The following is a 19,087-nucleotide window of genomic DNA, read 5'->3' as shown; positions in this document are numbered from 1 at the left end:
GTCATTCCTTAAGAAACTGTTGCATCTTTATTACGTTTACTTTGATTTTCTTGGCGAATCTCAACCCATGCTTTTAAAATAAGGGTCACAATGGCGAGCAGAGCCAACAGCGATGACACAGCAAATGCAGCACTAAAAGTATATTCGTTATAAAGGATTTCAACATGTAAAGGTAGCGTATTGGTTTCGCCACGAATATGTCCAGAAACCACAGATACCGCACCGAACTCACCCATTGCACGTGCATTACACAGAATCACGCCGTAGATTAAACCCCATTTAATATTTGGTAAGGTCACTTTCCAGAAGGTTTGCCAACCTGAGGCACCCAGTACAATCGCAGCTTCCTCTTCCTCTGTCCCTTGTGCTTCCATTAACGGAATCAGTTCACGTGCAACAAAGGGCACAGTAATGAAAATGGTGGCGAGCACAATGGCAGGTGTTGCATATAGGACTTTAATATCATGATCCATCAGCCAGCCGCCGATCCAACCTTGAGAACCGAAAATTAATACCAACATTAAACCTGCAATTACAGGTGAAACTGAAAATGGCATGTCAATAATGGTGGTTAAAAGAGATTTTCCACGGAAGTTGAATTTCGCAACAGACCATGCTGCCGCAACTCCAAACACCACATTTAAGGGCACAGCAATTGCCGCCGTAATTAAGGTCAGTTTTACCGCAGACAAGGTATCTGGATGCACCAACGCTTGGAAGTAAACGCCAACACCTTGTTTAAAGGCTTCAACGAACACCAAAATCAAAGGTAAGATTAAGCAACTCATAAAGAAAATCAGTGCAATGGTGATGAGCGTGTAACGTACCCAAGTGGGCTCGCGGGTCGCATCACGAGATTGCAGCTTTTCTGCTAAGGCATTGCTATTGGTCATTAAGCTCATGGCGCAGTTCTCCCTGTACGACGGCTTGCCCATGCTTGTAGCAAGTTAATCAGGAATAAAATAGCAAATGAAAGAACCAACATGACTACGGCAATAGTGGTTGCACCTGCGTAATCATATTCTTCTAAACGAGAAATAATCATCAAGGGGGCAATTTCAGTTTCAAACGGTTGGTTACCCGCAATAAAAATAACCGAACCATATTCACCGACACCGCGCGCAAAGGCCAAAGCAAAACCAGTGAGTAATGCTGGAAATAAAATCGGCATAATGATTTTGGTCACAATTTGAAAACGGTTAGCACCCAATGCTGACGCAGCTTCTTCAAGTTCAGTTTCTAAATCGCTTAAAACGGGCTGTACAGTACGCACCACAAACGGTAAGCCAATAAAGATCAATGCCAATGTGATACCAATAGGTGTATAAGCCACTTTAATCCCAATCGGTTCTAAGTACTGACCAATCCAACCTGTCGGTGCATATAAAGATGTGAGCGCAATACCTGCTACTGCTGTAGGTAGGGCAAAAGGTAAATCGACCAATGCATCAACAATACGTTTGCCGGGGAAGGTATAACGCACCAAGCACCATGCCAGTAATAAACCAAACACCACATTGATTAAGGCTGCAATAAGTGCAGCACTAAAACTTAACTGCAAAGATTTTAGGATACGTTCTGAACTGAGAATTTCCCATAGACCATCCCATCCAATCCCCAATGATTTAATAAACACCGCGGACAATGGAATAAGAACAATTAATGATAAATACGCTAGGGTAAAGCCTAAGGAAAGACCAAATCCTGGCAGCACTCGGGATCGCTGCGACATGACTACTCCTTAAAAGAGCGAAAGCTGACCAATAAAGTCAGCGAAAATAAAAGTTTAATTGGCACAAGCATAATTTGCAGACTTCAAATTGCAAATTTAAAAAAGCACTTGCTATCATCAGTAAAATTGATGTGTTGCAATACATTTTCTGAAATTAAGTAATCATAGATTTCAGGAAAGGCACCAAAGCCAGAAGCAACATTAATATGTCCGACTTGACCTAAATTAATCGGATTGAGTTTCCATGCTTTGGCTAAGCATTTTGCATCTGCAAAATTTAACCAAGGATCATTTTCACTAATCAGTAATGTGGTTGGAACAGCAAGTTTGAGTTGATGAAAATAGCGTTGATAATCTTGCTGGCTATTACGTGAAAAACCAGCTTCACCAAAACGTGCAGGATTAGCAGGAGCCACCAAAATCAAATTTTTAATTTTTTGATTGAGTTCAGGATGCTGAGCCAGTGCTGCAACTGTGGTGAGACAGCCAAAACTATGTGCAACAATTTGAATGTCATTTTGGATCGGGCGCACTGTATTTACAAATTCGCTTATCCAGTCTTGCAAGATGGGTTGATTCCAATCTTGCTGTTGTACACGTGAGCAAGACATGAGTTGTCGTTGTAACCAAGATTGCCAGTGGGCAGGTTCACTGCCTCCAACGCCTGGCACAATAACGGTATGAATCATGTCTTTGCTCCAATGAATACTGTTGAATCAATAATGGCTTATTGCGTATTGTTTGCTTTTACAATTTGATCGAAAATTCCGCCAGTTTCGAAGTGTTTTTTCTGCACTTTGCTCCATCCACCAAATTCTTTATCAATAGTCACCAGTTTTAATGGCTTAAATGTGGTGCTGTATTTTTTCAACACTGCTGCATTACGTGGACGGTAATAATTTTTGGCTGCAATGTCTTGACCAAGAGGTGAATACAAGAAATTCAAATAAGCTTTTGCTACATTGGCATTGCCATCTTTCTGAACATTTTTTTCAACAATCGCCACTGGTGGCTCAGCTAAAATAGATAAAGAAGGGGTAATAATTTGGAATTTACCCGGTTGTTCGCGAACAGCTAAGTAGGCTTCATTTTCCCAAGCCAGTAATACATCGCCAATACCGCGTTCAGCAAAGGTTGTGGTTGAACCGCGAGCACCTGAGTCCAGAACTTTAGTTTGTTTATAAATTTGACGTACAAAGTCATGTGCTTTTGCTTCATTACCGCCCGGTTGGTGTTTAGCCCAAGCCCAAGCTGCCAAATAGTTCCAACGTGCACCGCCCGAAGTTTTTGGGTTTGGGGTCACAATTTCGACACCCGGTTTAACTAAATCACCCCAATCCTTGATCTTTTTAGGGTTGTCTTTACGCACCAAGAAGACAATGGTTGAGGTATATGGGGTTGAATTTTGTGGGAATTTTTTTTGCCAATCTTTAGGGAGTAAATTGGTTTTTTCTGCAATCGCATCAATGTCTGCTGCTAAAGCCAGTGTGACAACATCTGCATCTAAACCATCAATCACTGCACGAGCTTGTTTACCTGAACCACCGTGTGATTGTTTGAAATTAAGCTCTTGTCCAGTCGATTTTTTCCAATATGTACCGAACTCTTTATTGAAGTTTTCATAAAGTTCACGGGTTGGATCATAGGACACGTTTAAGAAATCTTTGGCTACAACATTCAATGATGAAACAGAAAGCAGTGCAGCAACGATCCCAAGTTTTAATTTTGAAAAGCGCATGTGTTTTCCTCAATAATTTTTAGATGTTTGGAACATGGGCTGAGAATAGCGCTATCTTTTATGCGTAAAAAATAATAAAAAATGAACTTTATATGAATAAAAGAGATATTAAACAGATTAAGCTGTTCTTAAACTAGGTCATCATTCACAGGATGTTTTGAAATGCTCAGTTTTAAGAATGCGCAGGAAATAAGCGAGGTCACATTATTGGATCGTGCTTTTCATTATGGTGATGGTTGTTTTAGTACAGCACGCATTAAGCATGGCAAAATTGAACTTGAACATTTGCATATGGCACGGTTAGGTTTAAGTTGCGAACGTCTGCTGTTACAAGCCGATTTAAAGTTAATTCAAAAAAGTTTAGTTTTACTGCAACAGCAATATTTAACCGTGAATGGCACACTTAAAATTGTGATTAGTCGCGGTGATGGTCAGCGTGGTTATAGCTTGCCTGATCATCCTGCTGATGTATGGGTATTTTTTTATCCCAAAGCAGTGGATGATTTTCAAGTTGAAAAAATTAAATCGGGTCTATTACAGCAAGTTCTCGGTTTAACCATGCCCAGTTTGGTTGGTTTAAAAAGCCTGAACCGTTTGGAACAAGTTTTGTTAAAACATGAGGCAGATCAGAAAGGCTGGACTGAAGCACTGGTCACCGATGTACAAGGTTCGGTGGTTGAAGGCGTCAGCAGTAATTGCTTCATTCGTTTAAACAATACATGGATTACCCCAGAACTTCGTTATAATGGTGTGCATGGTGTGATGCGTGCCGAGATTTTATCTCGTATGCAGCAACAGGGAATTGCATGCGAACAGCGATTTATTGATCTGGAAGAAATTTCAAAATTTGAAAGTCTGTTTTTCTGTAATGCCTTAAGTCCAATGAAAGTCGTGACTGAATTTCAGCAGCGACCTTTGAATGTTCAAGCCTGTATTGAACTCTTTAATATCCTTCAATTGAATCAGATTCGTTAATATGTCCACCACAAAGCAAAAATCAAAAAAGAAAGCAGCAAAAGTATTTCCTTTGAAAGGCTTGGTTATTTTCATTGTCGGTCTTATTGTGCTGGCTTCAATCATCCTATGGTCAAGTTTATTTAAGTCCTATCCGATTGAAGGCAAAAAACAGATGCTCGCGATTGGAGCAGGTGACACTTATTCAGGTTTTATTGATCGTTTAGCCAAAGAAGATAAAATCAGTTTTCCAATTATTCTAAAGCTTTATCAAAAAATTATGATTCATGACACCTTAAAAGCGGGTGTTTATGAAGTTCATGCAGGAATGTCAGTGCGTCAAGTCATGGAGATGCTGTCGAATTCTGAAAATGCACAAATGAATCGTATTTTGGTGATTGAAGGCACGACGTTTAAACAGTTGATTGAAAGCTTAAAAAAAGATGATTTAGTCACGAAAGAAGTTTTGAATCTTCGTCAAGATCAAATGCTGAAAGCCTTAAATATTCCGTTTAGTCATCCTGAAGGGTTGTTTGCGCCAGATACCTATTTCTTTGCCAAAGGTGAAACAGATCAAAAGATTTTGACTGATTTATATCACCGTCAAATGAAAGCATTGGATGCGGCATGGTCAAATCGTGCAGCTGATTTACCGTACAAAGATAAATATGAAGCCCTAATTATGGCTTCAATTATTGAAAAAGAAACCAGTCTTGATCGTGAGCTAGAACAAGTTTCTGGCGTGTTTGTGCGCCGTTTAAAAATAGGCATGCGTCTACAAACTGACCCTACCGTAATTTATGGTATGGGGGATCGTTATAATGGCAATATCACCCGTACAGACTTACGTACACCTACCGCCTATAATACCTATACCATTAATGGCTTACCGCCAACCCCAATTGCGTTACCAAGTCAAAAAGCAATTGAAGCAGCCATGCATCCAGATAGCTCAAATAATATTTACTTTGTGGCAACGGGCAATGGCGGACATACATTTACGGCAAGTTTAGATGAGCATAATCGTGCAGTGCAGGATTACTTATCCGTTTTAAAATTGAAGAAGGAGTGATGGATGTTTATTAGTTTTGAAGGCACTGAAGGTGTCGGGAAAACCACACTCATTCGTAAAATTTATGAATATTTAGAACAGCAAGGTCAAGCGGTGGTGTTGACGCGTGAGCCGGGTGGGACACCGATGGCAGAACAAATCCGTTCGCTGTTGCTGTCGGTCAATCATGAAGAAAGTATGTCCAATGATACTGAGCTGCTTTTAATGTATGCCGCACGTGCACAACATTTACAACAAGTGATTATACCCGCCTTAGTGGCAGGGAAAACTGTGCTATGTGATCGTTTTACCGATGCCAGTTTTGCTTATCAATGTGCAGGTCGAGGCTTAAGCCGTGAAAAACTGAATGTGTTGAATCAAAATTTTGTTTCGCATATGCCAAATATTACTTTCTGGCTTGATGCACCAATTGAGTTGGGGATGACCCGTGCAAGAGAGCGTGGTGCATTGGATCGTTTTGAACAAGAAAAAGTCACTTTTTTCGAAAAAGTCAGAGCAGGTTATCAAGAATTATTTGAACAGTATCCTGAGCGCATGAAACGGCTAGATGCAACTCAAACGCCTGAACAGGTGTTTGAACAGGCTGTGGCTTATCTGAAGTAGCTTGTTTTAGACTAAAAAAAGATCAAAAAATCAGTGCTTAAGGTGAATGATTCTTTTATATTCAGAGTCATCATGGATGAAGATGAAACGTAAATGAAAAGTACCAAGGCAGAGATTATTTCTTTTTTACAGGCTGAATTTCCACAAAGTCTTGAGAAATGTGAGATAGAAGCAGTAACTGAACAGGGAGCATCCATTATTTATTATGTGGGTGCCGCTGATTTACGACCGGGCGGAACGGTGTCAGGGCCAACGATGATGACCGCTGCCGATTATGCGCTTTATATTGCAATATTGGGCGAGATAGGCATAGTGGCTTTGGCGGTGACCACCAATTTATCAATCCATTTTTTAAGAAAACCGTCAGCAGAACAAAATATTCGTGCAGTTTGCCAATTAATGAAAGTTGGTAAAGCGCTGATTGTGGGTGATGTCTGGTTATATTCTATGGATTTAGATGAGCCAATCGCACATGTTGTCGGAACATATTCCATACCACCGCAGCGATAAATATTTTCTATATACATTTTAAAAAGCCGAACAAAAATGTTCGGCTTTTTTATGGATTTTATCAGCGCTTAAATTTACGTTTCTGCATTGACCAAGGGAGTTTCTGTTTGAAAGTTTGGTGGCAGTAATATGGTTTTACGTAGCTCAGCGGCAAGTTCAGGATAGTCTAAGGTAAAATGTAGACCGCGTGACTCTTTACGTTCCATGGCGCAGCGTACAATCATCTCAGACACCAGAACTAAATTACGTAGTTCAATCAAGTTTTTACTCACTTGATAGTCATGATAATACTCATTAATTTCTTGTTTAAGCATTTCAATACGGTGCAAAGCACGTTCTAGGCGCTTGGTGGTACGAACAATGCCGACATAGTTCCACATGGTCTGACGTAGTTCATCCCAGTTTTGCAAAATGACCACATCTTCATCTGGATTGGTGACTTGAGAATCATCCCAAGCAGGCACATTGGGTGAGACATAGTCGGAGTTAAACTGGCTTTCGATATGTTTAGCCGCACTCATCCCATAGACAAAACACTCTAAAAGTGAGTTGCTTGCCATTCGATTCGCACCGTGTAAACCTGTATACGAGGTTTCACCAATGGCATATAGTCCTTCGAGGTCGGTCTGACTGTGTTTGTCGACCACAACACCACCACAGGTATAGTGAGCGGCAGGAACGACAGGAATCATCTCTTTGGTGATATCAATGCCTAATTCTAATAAGCGAGCATAAAGAGTCGGGAAGTGCTCTGTGACAAATTCAGCAGATTTATGTGTAATGTCGAGCCAGACATGACGAATACCTAAGCGCTTAATTTCATAGTCAATGGCACGTGCCACAATGTCGCGTGGCGCAAGTTCAGCGCGTTCGTCAAAACGCAGCATGAAACGTTCACCATCTGGAAGGCGTAAATAGGCACCTTCACCGCGCATGGCTTCAGTAATCAGAAATGAACGTGCTTGAGGATGGTAAAGGCACGTTGGATGAAACTGGTTAAATTCCATATTGGCAACACGGCACCCAGCTCGATATGCCATGGCAATCCCATCACCTGTAGCGATATCAGGATTTGAGGTATAGAGATAGGCTTTCATCGCCCCACCACAGGCCAAAGCAATGGAGGGAGCTAAGAAGGTGTGTATTTTTTCAGTTTTCTCATCTAGAACATATAAACCGAGTGCACGATTCTTTACATCTTCTAAGCCCAGTTTTTGTGAGGTAATGAGATCAATCGCAATGTAGTTTTCAAAAATGGTAATATTTTTCTTTTCTTCAGCGCGTTGTACTAAGGTGGTTGAAATAGCACGACCAGTTGCATCTGCTGCATGAATAATGCGTCGCTGTGAATGCCCACCTTCACGGGTTAAATGCAATTGTTCTTGTTCATCTAAGGTGAATTGAACGCCATGCTTTAACAGGAAATCAACCGAAGGTTTTCCACCCTCTACCGTTTGTTTGACTGCTTCTAGTTCACATAAGTGCGCACCTGCGATCATGGTGTCATCAATGTGCTGTTCAATTGAATCGGTTTCATCTAGAACCGCAGCCACACCGCCTTGCGCGTAAAATGTACTTGCATCTGTTAAAGCCGATTTTGCCAAAACTGCAATGTTGAAATGATCAGGAAGTGACAAAGCCAGACTTAAACCTGCGCCGCCACTTCCCACAATGATCACATCAAAATGATGCGTTAAGTTTAAATTAGACATGTCCATCAGCTAATTTGAAAAAAAGTTTGCTAATGACAACGCTTTTTTGATCAAAAAACAAGAGCTAATATGCTAATGTATGATGAGAAAAAGCAATAAGCCAACACAATTTTAAGCAATCTTTAAGCTGTTGTTTATACAAATATAATCAAACATATTATTACTTAAGATAGACAATTTTTATGCTAAAAACTGTTTACAGACATTTATAACGCAATGGAGCGCATGCTTTACATGAAAAATCGCTATGTACAAAAAGGAATATATGCTGCTGTTTTTACAATGGCAGCGGTGCAAACACAAGCAGCATCTACAGTCGACTTTTCTAATTTAGTTGAGCAAGTGAGTCCTGCTGTTGTGAGCGTAAATGTCGTTAAAAAAATGACACAGGAAGAATTATTACAGCAGCAAGTTCCTGAAATTTTGCGTCGTTTCTTTGGGAATCAAGTGGTTATTCCGCAACCCAAAGCACCACAAGAAAAAACAGCGTATGGCAGTGCATTCTTTATTAGCAAGGATGGTTATTTACTAACTAATCATCATGTGGTGGAAGATGCATCAAAAGTCACCATTATGTTAAGCGATCGTCGTGAAATTGATGCGACAGTGGTTGGCAGTGATGAACGTACAGATGTTGCGCTCCTTAAAGTAAAGGGTTTAAATTTTCCTGAATTACGGACAGGCAGTGTTGATCGACTTCGAGTAGGAGAACCTGTACTTGCCATTGGTTCGCCATTTGGTTTTGATTATTCTGCTTCTGCTGGCATTGTCAGTGCCAAAATGCGTAACATGATGGGTGAAACTTCCGTACCGTTTATTCAAACTGACGTTGCTTTGAATCCGGGGAATTCAGGTGGCCCATTGTTTAACCAAAATGGTGAAGTGGTTGGGGTCAATTCACGAATCTTTAGTGGAACTGGCGGATATATGGGCTTGTCTTTTTCCATTCCGATTGATGTGGCGATGGATGTCGCAGACCAATTGAAAAAGAATGGTAAGGTCACGCGTTCATACTTAGGTGTGATGCTGCAAGATATCGATCGTAACCTTGCTGAATCTTATAATTTACCAAAACCAGAAGGTTCATTGGTTACACAAGTGACGCCAAACTCACCCGCAGCTAAAGCTGGCTTTAAGTCAGGTGATGTGATCTTAAAATATAATGGTTCAGCAATTTCAAGAACATCTGATTTATTGAATTATTTAAATCGAACTTTGCCAAATCAAGTCATTCAGTTACAAGTTCTACGTGATGATAAAATACGTAATATTTCAGCCACATTAACCACAGCTCCAGATGATACTCCTGCAAAAGCAGAACAAACAGCGCAACAAAAAGGGCCAGTTTTAGGGGTCACGATTCGTAATTTAACAGCCACTGAACAATCACAACTGGATGTTAAAGGAGGGATTCTGGTACAAGAAGTGAAATTAGGTGGAATTGCTGCGCAATCACGCATGATCGCAGGGGATATCATTACTCAAATTAATAATAAAACCATTCTTAATAGTGATGATTTTATTAAGTCTGTTTCTGAATTGAAGAAAGGTTCAATTGCCCGTGTTTCGATTATTCGTCAAGATCAACATGCAATGTTGGGCATGCGTATTGAATAACAGCATGTGTGTTCTGATTTGGAATTGCTACAGCTTAAAACCACTCTAAAAATGAGTGGTTTTTTTATATTTTGCAATTTTACTCGATCTCAAAATTACGTAGACTGTTTAGCTTGAACGAAATTTTCCAAAGAGTAAGGATCGTAAAAATAGATGAGTACAGTTTTTGATTTAGAAATGACCGTTCAAGCAGAACATATTGATCGTTTGGGGCATGTCAATAATGTCGTCTATATGCAATGGATGCAGGAAGTTGCCACGGCACATATTGATTCCTTAGGTTTGGGGTTACAGGAATATCTTGAATTGAAGCATGCGATGGTGGCTGTGGAGCATCATGTGCAATATCGTAAGGCTGCGTTTAAAGGCGAAACAATTATTTTAAGAACATGGTTGAATGAGATCAATGCACTGTATTCATTCCGCCAATATGTTTTCTATCGCCCGCAAGATCAGGCTGTTTTATTTTCAGGAAATACCAAATGGGCTTGTGTCGAAATTGCAACTGGTCGACCAAAAAGAATGTCTCCGACATTTACTCAAGCTTATCAACCGCTGGCTGTGGATATTAATCCCTTAGATTTTACCCATATTGATTTGAAAAATGAGTAGCTAACTCGATTTGAATTAAAATCAAAAAGCTTGGATTCAATGGATGTTCTGCGATTTAGCCATCCATACTTTGATGGGTATAATTTGTGAGACACTTTTGTAGAAGAATCGGACTATTTTTAAAAGCTCTATGTATTTTTGACTATCTACTGCTTATACTGTGCAACATCTTCGGAATATCCTTTTTTGCACGTCATAAATACTGTGTTCATTTATAAGTATGTGATTGTGTGTTTTGATTTAGAGTAGTTTATGGCAGTTGCTAAAAAGTCAGTTAATATCAACAATATACGAAATTTTTCGATTATTGCGCATATCGATCATGGTAAATCGACGCTTGCCGATCGATTTATTCAAACCTGTGGTGGTCTGCAAGCTCGTGAAATGCAAGCTCAAGTTCTTGATTCTATGGATATTGAGCGTGAGCGTGGTATTACCATTAAAGCAGCTTCAGTCACGCTTTATTATACCCATCCCAATGGTGAAGAGTATCAACTTAACTTTATTGATACTCCGGGACACGTTGACTTCTCTTATGAAGTATCGCGTTCATTGGCTGCGTGTGAAGGTGCATTACTTGTTGTCGATGCTGCACAGGGTGTAGAAGCGCAATCTGTGGCTAACTGCTATACTGCAATTGAACAAGGGCTGGAAGTTCTTCCTGTCTTGAATAAAATTGACTTACCTCAAGCTGAACCTGAGCGTGTCATTCATGAAATTGAAGAAATTATTGGCATTGAAGCAACAGATGCACCAACCTGTTCGGCAAAAACAGGTTTAGGTGTTGAAGGTGTTTTAGAAACTCTGGTCAATGTCATTCCTCCACCAGTGGGTGATCGTGATGCACCTTTACAGGCCTTAATTGTTGACTCTTGGTTCGACAACTATTTAGGCGTTGTATCTTTAGTTCGTATCAAACATGGTCGTATCCGTAAGGGCGACAAGATGCTGGTAAAATCGACAGGTCAAACCCATATTGTGACTTCTGTGGGGATCTTTAACCCGAAACATACTGAAACGGGTATGTTGGAAGCGGGTGAAGTTGGCTTTGTTATTGCTGGGATTAAAGACATTTTTGGTGCGCCAGTGGGTGATACTTTAACGCTGTCAACCACGCCAGATGTCGCTATTTTACCTGGATTCAAAAAAGTTAAACCGCAGGTTTATGCAGGTCTTTTCCCGATTGATGCCAGTGATTTTGAACCATTCCGTGAAGCATTACATAAACTACAAATTAATGACTCTGCTTTATTCTTTGAACCTGAAAGCTCTGATGCTTTAGGTTTTGGTTTCCGTTGTGGCTTCTTAGGCATGCTGCATATGGAAATCGTACAAGAACGCTTAGAACGAGAATATGATTTAGACCTTATTACGTCTGCACCGACTGTAATTTACGAATCATTAATGAAAAATGGTGAAACGATCTATATCGACAGCCCATCAAAAATGCCAGATGGCTCGATGGTTGAAGATTTACGTGAACCGATTGCTGAATGCCATATTTTAGTACCACAAGAGTATTTAGGTAATGTCATGACGTTATGTATTGAACGTCGTGGTATCCAAAAAGAGATGAAATTCTTGGGCAATCAAGTGTCTTTGACCTTTGAAATTCCGATGGCTGAAGTTGTGATGGACTTTTTTGACCGCCTGAAATCATGTTCGCGTGGGTTTGCATCTTTAGATTATAGCTTTGTACGTTTTGAAAGTTCGTCATTGGTCAAAGTCGATATTCTGATCAATGGTGAAAAAGTAGATGCTTTGGCCATGATTTGTCATCGTAATGATGCGCGTCACCGTGGTATTGCACTGGTGGAAAAAATGAAAGAGTTGATTCCACGTCAAATGTTTGATGTCGCTATTCAGGCTGCTATTGGCGCACAAATTATTGCGCGTTCTACAGTGAAAGCCATGCGTAAAAACGTATTGGCGAAGTGTTATGGTGGTGACGTTTCACGTAAGAAGAAACTGTTGTCTAAGCAAAAAGAAGGTAAGAAACGCATGAAGCAAGTGGGTAGTGTTGAAATCCCACAAGAAGCGTTCTTGGCTGTATTGAAAGTCGACAGATAATAAGGTTGAGGATATAAACCCATGGATTTTGATTTTAATTTAATCCTTGTACCAGCGACATTAATTTTCTTTTTGGTGTGGTTGTTGGATAAGTTTGTTTTTAAGCAAAGACAAACTCTAGGCAAGGGTAATGAAAACTTCATTATCACATGGGCGTATGACTTTTGGCCGGTGTTGGCTGTCGTCCTGATCTTACGTTCATTTTTATATGAGCCGTTTAATATTCCATCCGATTCTATGGTGCCGACTTTAGAAACGGGTGATTTTATTTTGGTCAATAAATACCAATATGGTGTACGTTTACCGATCGTGAATAAAAAAGTGATTGATGTCAGTGAGCCAGAGCGCGGGGATGTCATCGTCTTTCGTTATCCACCACAACCGACCATTAGTTATATTAAGCGTGTAGTGGGTTTGCCAGGGGATCATATTGTTTATGATCACGGTCAATTGACCATTAATGGTCAGAAAGTTGCTAAAGTTCCTGTTGAATTTAGCCGTGAAAAAGATATTTTAGATACACCAACATCGATTTATCATAAAGAAACACTGGGTAAGCATACCTTTACGATGCGTGAGCTTGAGGGTGTGAATGTTGCACGCCAAGCGCCATTTATCAATTATCTTGAAAATGGTAAATACTCGGCTGAAAATGGTTTATATTGGGAAGTCAAAGTTCCAAAAGGTCACTACTTTGCGATGGGGGATAATCGCGATCAAAGTGCTGACAGTCGTTTTTGGGGTTTTGTACCAGAGGAAAACTTAACAGGTCGTGCATTTTATATTTGGATGCATAAAGAGCCTGGGTTTAAATTGCCGTCATTTAGTCGTAACGGTAAAATTGATTGAGCATGATTGGAAAAATAACAAATGCCTAGAAATCAACAAGGTGCATCATATATTGGAATTTTAATAGCAATTATTGGTTTTGCTTTTTTAGTAAAAATTGTGATTGCTGTTTGGGCACCCTATTGGGATGATCGGACAATAGATGGTCAGATTGCAGAGTTGCTGCAAAGTAGTCCAAAAAATATTTCACCTTCTGAATTTGAATCCAAGATAGCGCAGCGTTTCGATATGAATGGGATACGTGATATCAAGTTTAAAGATATTGCGCAAGTCATGAATACCGATGGGCTACAAGTGAAAAAAGATTATGAGATAAGAAAGCCTTTCTTACTCAATATAGATTTAGTGTTAAAGTTCGAGAAAAGTTTTGATCAAAGGTCAGTCCAAACTAAGTGATATGCACTTAGTCAGCCGTATCGGTTATCAGTTCAAACAACCTGAATTATTGCAGCTTGCACTGACACATCGATCGGTTAGTCATAAATCTAACTATGAACGTCTAGAGTTTTTAGGTGATTCATTGTTGGGAATGATCATTGCCCATTATTTGTATCAAGCCTACCCTCATGAAAATGAAGGACGTTTAACGCGTATGCGTGCCACATTGGTTCGCCAAGAAGCATTAGGTAAAATTGCAAACGATTTGAAACTTGGCCCATGTTTGATCTTAAGCACAGGTGAGTTGAAATCGGGGGGACATCATCGAGAATCTATTCTTGCTGATACTGTAGAAGCGATTATTGGTGCAATTTATGTCGATTGTAATGATTTAAAAGTCCTGCAAGCGATTGTACTAAAATGGTATGTACCATATTTAGACCATATTGAGCCTACAGACCAACTCAAAGATCCTAAATCACGCTTACAAGAATATTTACAAGCACGTAAAAAGCCACTTCCTGTTTACGATGTTGTTGATATTCAAGGTGATGCTCCCAATCAGCATTTCAAAGTGGAATGTATTATTGATGGCTTACCTGTGTTGTATGGTGAAGGATCAAGTCGTCGCTTTGCTGAACAAGCAGTAGCGGCAGATATTTTAAAACAATTGGAGCAGTAGCTTAAATGACTACACATTCTGATCACAACGATGCTGATCACGAGCCGCAAAGCAACGGCAATGACCTAATTAATGATTTTTTTAGTTCACAAGGCACAACGATTCCAACAGATTTTAAAAGTGGATTTGTTGCCATTGTTGGACGACCAAACGTTGGTAAATCAACGTTAATGAATCATATTTTGGGTCAGAAACTTTCGATTACTTCACGTAAACCACAAACCACACGTCATAAAATTGTGGGGATTGATACACGTGAAAAATCTCAGGCTGTATTTGTTGATACACCAGGGATGCATAAAAAAGAAGTCCGTGCCATCAATAAAATGATGAACCGTGCAGCAAGTTCGGCATTGCGTGATGTCAACTTGGTATTGTTTGTTCTGGATGCTGATAAATGGACTCAAAATGATGAGCTCGTTTTGGAAAAACTGAAGAATGCTGAAATGCCAGTGATTCTGGTCATCAATAAAATTGATACACTTGAAAATAAAAACCATGCATTACCGTTGATTCAAGAGCGCGCAAAATTAATGAATTTTGCCGAAATTGTTCCTGTTTCTGCACTTCGTGGTGCGAATTTAGATCATTTACGTGACACGATTGAACGTTACTTGCCGTTCCAGCCACCTTTATATGCGCTAGATCAAATTACTGACCGTTCAGAGCGTTTCCTTGCTTCTGAAGTGATTCGTGAAAAAATCATGCGTCAATTGGGTGAGGAATTGCCGTATGATTTAACCGTGCAAATTGAGTCATTCAAGACTGAAGAAGCCACGATTAATGAAAAAACAGGTCGCCCAAAAGCAGCATGTACTTATATCGATGCGACTATTTTTGTGGATCGCCAAGGTCAAAAGGCCATTGTGATTGGTGAAAAAGGTGCGAAGCTGAAAAAAATTGGTATGGATGCACGTGCTGATATGGAAAAAATGTTTGAACAAAAGATCATGCTGACACTTTGGGTGAAAGTGAAAGGCGGTTGGTCTGATGACGAACGTGCATTGAAAAGTTTAGGTTATAGCGACATCTAAATTTTATTCGGTAATTTTTTATAGGAAGAGTAATGATGAAAGTATTGGCAGTTATAGCATGTGTTTTATTCCTGCAAGGCTGTATTCATAAACTTGTTACTGTTCCTGTAAAAATTGCTTATAAAACTACGAAGGGTGTAGTGATAGGCACTGCTGCTGTTGTGGGTGCTGTCATTCCAGATGGTGATGACGAAGATACCGATACAGACTCTAAAAAGAAAAAAGATTAGATTTTATTATTCATGCGCAATGAAATATTGCATGGCTATTTAATCCATCATCGTAAATATCGGGAACGAAGCCATATTGTGCATTTGTTTACCCAAGAGCATGGGCGTATCGATGGTATTTTAAGACAAACTCCACCGCCACAATATCAACCGATTTGTTTGCAGGCATCGGGTAAGTCGGATCTTAAAAATTTTAGCAAACTTGAAATTGTCAATCAGCCCGTTTTTTTCTTTGGTGATGCGTTTTTTTCTGGATTTTATTTGAATGAAGTTGTTCTTCGTTTATGTCCAGCCGAAGTGGAAATGCCGCAGACCTTTGTACTCTATCATCAAACTTTACAACAATTACAATTGCTGGCACAGCAGGAAAATCCCAATCTTTTTCTTAGACAAATTTTACGTCAATTTGAACATGCGCTTTTAGAAGAGCTGGGTTATGCACTCGACTTTACGACTGATGCTCAGCAACATGATATTCAAGCAGCACAACATTATTTATTTCAGCTCAATGATGGTTTTATTCCGACAGCACAGCAATCACGTGCAACCTTAACGGGGGAGCAAATTCTCTCAATGCGTGATTATGAAAAGGGTAGGGATTTTAACCGAGAGCAGTTACAATTGTTGGCTCAATTGTATCGGCAGATGATCAGCTCTCTTTTGGGAGATCGACCGCTTAAAAGCCGGCAATTGTGGATTCAAAATACTCAATCCCAATCTTAATCATCGTTAGGTAACTGTTATGGCTGCATTGCTTGGTGTAAATATTGACCATGTGGCGACATTGCGACAAGCGCGCGGAACCACTTATCCAGATCCAGTGAATGCTGCATTGATGTGTGAACAAGCGGGCGCAGAAGGAATTACCTTACATTTACGTGAAGATCGTCGTCATATTCAAGATGATGATGTCCGTCGTATGCGACCGTTATTGAAAACGCATATGAATCTGGAAATGGCTGTGACCGCTGAAATGGTGGAATTTGCCAAAGAAATTAAGCCGCAACATGTTTGCTTGGTTCCAGAAAAACGCCAAGAAGTCACCACCGAAGGCGGTTTGGATGTGTTGGGGCACTTTGAAGAAGTCAAAGCAGCGACACAAGCCTTAACGGCAATTGGTTGTGATGTGTCTTTGTTTATTGATGCGGATATTGCACAAATTGATGCGGCGATTGCTTGTGGCGCAACAACCATTGAATTGCATACTGGTGCTTATGCCGATGCAACAACAGTTGAAGCACAGCAACATGAACTTGAGCGTATTGTTCAGGGTGCAGAATATGCAGCAGCCAAAGGTTTAGTTGTGAATGCAGGCCATGGTTTAAACCTTGAAAATGTCACGCCTATTGCACAAATTGCGCAAATTCATGAACTCAATATTGGGCATTCTATTATTGCCGATGCTGTATTTGTGGGTTTGGCTCAAGCCGTTCAACAAATGAAAGCTGTCATTAAAGCAGCAAGATAAGTTTTTAGAATTATGTCGTTAATAAATTATGATGATCTCATGAAGCCAGTTTTGGGCTTCTTGGGATGTGAAACACCTCAAACATGGCTCGATGAAGCGCTGAATAACTTAGAGTTACTTATGCAAGATCATGCCAATTGTGAAAAAAAAGCAGCAGGTACTGCCATGAACCTGATGTTTCGCTACACATTTTTTACAGATTTACAGGTTAAATTGGCACAGCTCGTGCGCGAAGAAATGTTGCATTATGAGCAAGTGCTTGAATTGATGACCAAGCGTGGGCAGGAGTGGCAATCGATTAGTGCAGGTCGTTATGCGGGTGGACTACGTAAAGAAGTCCGTACTTATGAGCCTGAAGCTTTAATTGACATTATGATTATTGGTGCTTTTGTGGAAGCACGTTCATGTGAGCGTTTCTATGCACTCGCACCGCTGGTAGATCAAGACTTAGGTAAATACTACCGCTACCTTCTCAAGTCTGAATCTCGTCACTTTGAAGATTATTTGGCATTGGCATTGGATGTTGCTCAAACGTCAAAGTTAAAAAATCCTAAAGAGGATATTCAGCAGCGTATTGCGCACTTTCGTGAAGTTGAAAAAAATCTGATTTTAAGTCCAGATGATTTATTTCGCTTCCATAGTGGTGTGCCGAGTCAAGCAGCTTAATCTATAGTTGTTCAAAAAATCCTCTATTTGAATAGGGGATTTTTTATATCTGGGCATTTTTTTAGTCTTAAAAAAATGCCAACCTAAATGAATTAGATTGGCATCGGTGATTTTGCTTATTTTTTAATCTGGTACAAATTAAGCTTCGATGGTTTGTACGGCAATTTTTTTCGCAGGATCGGCTTTGCGACGTACCGCTGGAACGGGCTCACCATAATATTGACGATCAGCAAAGTAGCTTGAACGCACCATAGGTGCAGCCCAAATATTTTTGAAACCGAGTTTTTGACCGTGTGCGGTATAGCGTTCAAATTCTTCAGGGGTTACAAAACGGTCAAGCGGTGCATGCTGTTTAGACGGTTGTAAATACTGACCGATGGTGATGTAGTCCACATCATGTGCGCGAAGGTCATCGAGCAGTGCCAGAACTTCTTCTTCAGTTTCACCTAGACCAACCATCAAACCACATTTTGTCGGAACATCAGGACAGTATTCTTTAAACATTTTCAGTAAGTTCAGGGAATGCTGATAATCTGAACCTGGACGCATTGCCTTATACAAACGTGGCACGGTTTCAATATTGTGGTTGAATACGTCTGGCGGACATTCGGTCATAATACGCAGCGCAATATCCATACGACCACGGAAATCGGGTACTAAAATTTCTAATAAGGTTGTTGGACTAAGGGCACGTGCTTCTTGAATACAATCGACAAAATGTTGTGCACCGCCATCGAGTAAATCATCGCGGTCAACTGAAGTAATGACCGCATATTTCAATTTAAGATTGGCAATGGTTTCAGCCATATGGCGCGGTTCATCAGGGTCTAATTTATTTGGGCGACCATGTGCAACGTCACAGAATGGGCAACGACGGGTACAGATATCACCCATGATCATGAAGGTTGCTGTACCACCACCGAAACATTCAGGTAAGTTCGGGCAAGCCGCTTCTTCACAAACGGTATGTAATTTTTGTGCGCGTAAAGTGGTTTTAATGCGTTGAACTTCATCTGGAGCCGCCATTTTGACGCGAATCCAATCCGGTTTACGTGGCGTTTCAACCGTAGGTATAACTTTTACAGGTATACGAGCGACCTTTTCTGCGCCACGAAGTTTAACACCCTGTTCAGGTTTACGGTTTTCAGACATAGTCAACT

21 protein-coding genes are annotated in these 19,087 nt (G+C 40.3%); 15 read left to right on the top strand and 6 right to left on the bottom strand.

Annotation, left to right across the window (positions count from 1 at the left end; translation table 11 throughout):
- Nucleotides 1–8 precede the first annotated feature (8 nt).
- The 4 genes from cysW to BLV99_RS04845 all read right to left on the bottom strand — a co-directional run bounded on the left by cysW (nucleotide 9) and on the right by BLV99_RS04845 (nucleotide 3,470).
- On the bottom strand, nucleotides 9–902 hold the full coding sequence (gene cysW, locus BLV99_RS04860) for a sulfate ABC transporter permease subunit CysW (RefSeq protein WP_086184967.1): 894 nt from the start codon (nucleotides 900–902) through the stop codon (nucleotides 9–11).
- Nucleotides 899–1,732, bottom strand: a complete 834-nt coding sequence (gene cysT / locus BLV99_RS04855; protein WP_092688273.1) for a sulfate ABC transporter permease subunit CysT — start codon at nucleotides 1,730–1,732, stop codon at nucleotides 899–901. The genes cysW and cysT overlap by 4 nt, the downstream gene beginning before the upstream one ends.
- Nucleotides 1,733–1,815: 83 nt before the next feature.
- Nucleotides 1,816–2,421, bottom strand: a complete 606-nt coding sequence (locus tag BLV99_RS04850) for an alpha/beta hydrolase (RefSeq protein WP_092688270.1) — start codon at nucleotides 2,419–2,421, stop codon at nucleotides 1,816–1,818.
- A gap of 38 nt (nucleotides 2,422–2,459) precedes the next feature.
- Complete coding sequence (locus tag BLV99_RS04845) at nucleotides 2,460–3,470, bottom strand: sulfate ABC transporter substrate-binding protein (protein WP_086184970.1); 1,011 nt, start codon at nucleotides 3,468–3,470, stop codon at nucleotides 2,460–2,462.
- 162 nt (nucleotides 3,471–3,632) lie between these two features.
- Between BLV99_RS04845 and pabC the strand changes: the two genes are divergently transcribed.
- The 4 genes from pabC to BLV99_RS04825 all read left to right on the top strand — a co-directional run bounded on the left by pabC (nucleotide 3,633) and on the right by BLV99_RS04825 (nucleotide 6,609).
- Entirely contained in the window at nucleotides 3,633–4,445 is an 813-nt protein-coding gene (pabC, locus tag BLV99_RS04840) for an aminodeoxychorismate lyase (protein WP_086166015.1), read from the top strand.
- A gap of 1 nt (nucleotide 4,446) precedes the next feature.
- Complete coding sequence (gene mltG / locus BLV99_RS04835; protein WP_092688267.1) at nucleotides 4,447–5,496, top strand: endolytic transglycosylase MltG; 1,050 nt, start codon at nucleotides 4,447–4,449, stop codon at nucleotides 5,494–5,496.
- A gap of 3 nt (nucleotides 5,497–5,499) precedes the next feature.
- Nucleotides 5,500–6,099 (top strand): dTMP kinase, encoded by a 600-nt coding sequence (gene tmk, locus BLV99_RS04830; RefSeq protein WP_092688264.1) that lies wholly within the window; start codon nucleotides 5,500–5,502, stop codon nucleotides 6,097–6,099.
- 93 nt (nucleotides 6,100–6,192) lie between these two features.
- Nucleotides 6,193–6,609, top strand: a complete 417-nt coding sequence (locus BLV99_RS04825; RefSeq protein WP_092688260.1) for a PaaI family thioesterase — start codon at nucleotides 6,193–6,195, stop codon at nucleotides 6,607–6,609.
- Nucleotides 6,610–6,683: 74 nt separating this feature from the next.
- Here the strand turns inward: BLV99_RS04825 and nadB are convergent, their stop codons facing one another.
- The gene (gene nadB, locus BLV99_RS04820) at nucleotides 6,684–8,327 is read right to left on the bottom strand and encodes an L-aspartate oxidase (protein WP_167356300.1); all 1,644 of its coding nucleotides are present in this window, start codon (nucleotides 8,325–8,327) and stop codon (nucleotides 6,684–6,686) included.
- Nucleotides 8,328–8,555: 228 nt separating this feature from the next.
- Between nadB and BLV99_RS04815 the strand changes: the two genes are divergently transcribed.
- The 11 genes from BLV99_RS04815 to BLV99_RS04765 all read left to right on the top strand — a co-directional run bounded on the left by BLV99_RS04815 (nucleotide 8,556) and on the right by BLV99_RS04765 (nucleotide 17,927).
- A complete protein-coding gene (locus tag BLV99_RS04815) occupies nucleotides 8,556–9,938 on the top strand; it encodes a Do family serine endopeptidase (protein WP_092688254.1) in 1,383 nt (460 codons plus the stop codon).
- Between the two features lie 153 nt (nucleotides 9,939–10,091).
- A complete protein-coding gene (locus BLV99_RS04810; RefSeq protein WP_092688251.1) occupies nucleotides 10,092–10,550 on the top strand; it encodes an acyl-CoA thioesterase in 459 nt (152 codons plus the stop codon).
- A 252-nt stretch (nucleotides 10,551–10,802) separates the two neighbouring features.
- Entirely contained in the window at nucleotides 10,803–12,620 is a 1,818-nt protein-coding gene (gene lepA / locus BLV99_RS04805) for a translation elongation factor 4 (protein WP_092688248.1), read from the top strand.
- Nucleotides 12,621–12,641: 21 nt separating this feature from the next.
- Nucleotides 12,642–13,469 carry a signal peptidase I gene (gene lepB, locus BLV99_RS04800; RefSeq protein WP_086184978.1) on the top strand — a complete coding sequence of 276 codons (828 nt, stop codon included), beginning with the start codon at nucleotides 12,642–12,644 and terminating at the stop codon, nucleotides 13,467–13,469.
- 21 nt (nucleotides 13,470–13,490) lie between these two features.
- The gene (locus BLV99_RS04795; protein WP_092688245.1) at nucleotides 13,491–13,865 is read left to right on the top strand and encodes a DUF4845 domain-containing protein; all 375 of its coding nucleotides are present in this window, start codon (nucleotides 13,491–13,493) and stop codon (nucleotides 13,863–13,865) included.
- The gene (gene rnc, locus BLV99_RS04790) at nucleotides 13,837–14,529 is read left to right on the top strand and encodes a ribonuclease III (RefSeq protein ID WP_004648388.1); all 693 of its coding nucleotides are present in this window, start codon (nucleotides 13,837–13,839) and stop codon (nucleotides 14,527–14,529) included. Before BLV99_RS04795 ends, rnc begins: the two co-directional genes overlap by 29 nt.
- A 5-nt stretch (nucleotides 14,530–14,534) precedes the next feature.
- Nucleotides 14,535–15,563: a GTPase Era gene (gene era / locus BLV99_RS04785; protein ID WP_004648389.1), complete on the top strand. Its 1,029-nt coding sequence runs from the start codon at nucleotides 14,535–14,537 to the stop codon at nucleotides 15,561–15,563.
- 32 nt (nucleotides 15,564–15,595) lie between these two features.
- The gene (locus BLV99_RS04780; protein WP_092688242.1) at nucleotides 15,596–15,793 is read left to right on the top strand and encodes an NF038104 family lipoprotein; all 198 of its coding nucleotides are present in this window, start codon (nucleotides 15,596–15,598) and stop codon (nucleotides 15,791–15,793) included.
- A 12-nt stretch (nucleotides 15,794–15,805) separates the two neighbouring features.
- A complete protein-coding gene (gene recO, locus BLV99_RS04775; RefSeq protein WP_092688239.1) occupies nucleotides 15,806–16,516 on the top strand; it encodes a DNA repair protein RecO in 711 nt (236 codons plus the stop codon).
- Between the two features lie 19 nt (nucleotides 16,517–16,535).
- Entirely contained in the window at nucleotides 16,536–17,261 is a 726-nt protein-coding gene (pdxJ, locus tag BLV99_RS04770) for a pyridoxine 5'-phosphate synthase (RefSeq protein ID WP_092688236.1), read from the top strand.
- 12 nt (nucleotides 17,262–17,273) lie between these two features.
- Complete coding sequence (locus BLV99_RS04765; protein WP_092688233.1) at nucleotides 17,274–17,927, top strand: MiaE family protein; 654 nt, start codon at nucleotides 17,274–17,276, stop codon at nucleotides 17,925–17,927.
- 138 nt (nucleotides 17,928–18,065) lie between these two features.
- On the opposite strand, the gene lipA is transcribed toward BLV99_RS04765, so the two are convergent.
- Nucleotides 18,066–19,079, bottom strand: a complete 1,014-nt coding sequence (gene lipA / locus BLV99_RS04760; protein ID WP_092688231.1) for a lipoyl synthase — start codon at nucleotides 19,077–19,079, stop codon at nucleotides 18,066–18,068.
- Nucleotides 19,080–19,087: the final 8 nt, after the last annotated feature.

The sequence above is a fragment of the Acinetobacter kyonggiensis genome (assembly GCF_900107285.1).
In the GTDB taxonomy this organism is placed as follows: domain Bacteria; phylum Pseudomonadota; class Gammaproteobacteria; order Pseudomonadales; family Moraxellaceae; genus Acinetobacter; species Acinetobacter kyonggiensis.
The sequence above is the reverse complement of the archived record's forward strand: the minus strand, read 5'-3'. Positions and strand labels throughout refer to the sequence as shown.